The sequence below is a fragment of the Azohydromonas lata NBRC 102462 genome, from assembly GCF_001571085.1.
In the GTDB taxonomy this organism is placed as follows: Bacteria; Pseudomonadota; Gammaproteobacteria; order Burkholderiales; family Burkholderiaceae_C; genus Azohydromonas; species Azohydromonas lata.
This window is the reverse complement of record NZ_BCTC01000337.1, coordinates 1-557: the sequence shown is the minus strand read 5'-3', so window position 1 is coordinate 557 and position 557 is coordinate 1. Positions and strand designations below refer to the sequence as shown.

Sequence of the window (557 nt, the reverse complement as noted above, 5' to 3'; positions counted from 1 at the left end):
CCCAGCTCAAGGCACTCGACAGCGACCAGTTGGGCTCGCTGAGCACGCGCCAAGTGGCGGCGCTGACGACGGAGCAGATCTCCAAGCTCACCACTGACGACCTCAATGCGCTGACGCCGGAACAATTCGCGGTACTGAGCAGCGCACAGATCGCAAGCTTGACGACGGCACAGATGTCCAAGCTTGAGCTGGAGGATCTCGCCGCCCTGGGATCGGCAGCCATCCGGTCACTGGGCACAGCCCAGCTGAACGCGTTGAACAGCGACCAGTTGGGTTCGTTGAGCATTGGACAGGTGTCTGCGCTCACGACGGCGCAACTGGCCTCACTGAGCACCAGCAAGCTCAACGCATTGACGGAAGACCAGTTCGCCGCGCTCAGCAGCACGCAGGCCGCAGGCCTGACCACAGCGCAGATGGCCAAGCTGGAAGTGGAAGATCTGGCCGCATTGACCACGGCCGTCATCAAGTCGTTGACCACGGCCCAGGTGGGTGCGCTCACCAGCAGCCAGGTCGATGACCTGACGGTTGCGCAGGTCGCCGTGCTCAGCTCCGCGCAG

The 557-nt window shown here is 63.6% G+C and carries 1 pseudogene; it reads left to right on the top strand.

Annotated elements, in window-relative coordinates:
• Positions 1-557 (top strand): annotated as a pseudogene (locus tag ALA01S_RS34270) (heme utilization protein); the annotation flags it as partial.